Annotated in this window: 1 pseudogene; it reads left to right on the top strand. The window is 36.9% G+C overall.

Annotation, left to right across the window (positions count from 1 at the left end):
• Positions 1–78: 78 nt before the first annotated feature.
• A pseudogene (locus AAEY62_RS23020) lies at positions 79–263 on the top strand (glucan biosynthesis protein D); the annotation flags it as partial.

The raw sequence follows: 263 nt of genomic DNA, 5'->3' as shown, positions 1-263 counted from the left end.
AGTACCAATGAAACAAATTAATAAATCGATATTAATCTTAACTGTAAAAATAAGTCATGTTTTTATAAAGGAACGAAAATGAAAGCACCAATTCACCTAATATCAACATGGAAAAAAGCCTCAGTACCATTACTTAGCTTGTTTCTTGTTTTTTCAGCTCAGCAAGCATTTTCCGCCACGCTTGACGTTGCCATCCCGCAAGACAGTTTATTTGATGTGATCAGCGCCCGCGCTCAAAAATTAGCGAGTGAGGAGTATATTGC

Source organism: Pseudoalteromonas sp. GW168-MNA-CIBAN-0100 (genome assembly GCF_040309225.1).
Taxonomy (GTDB): domain Bacteria; phylum Pseudomonadota; class Gammaproteobacteria; order Enterobacterales; family Alteromonadaceae; genus Pseudoalteromonas; species Pseudoalteromonas arctica.
Note: the sequence above shows the minus strand (reverse complement) of the source record. Positions and strands in the feature narration are given on the sequence as shown.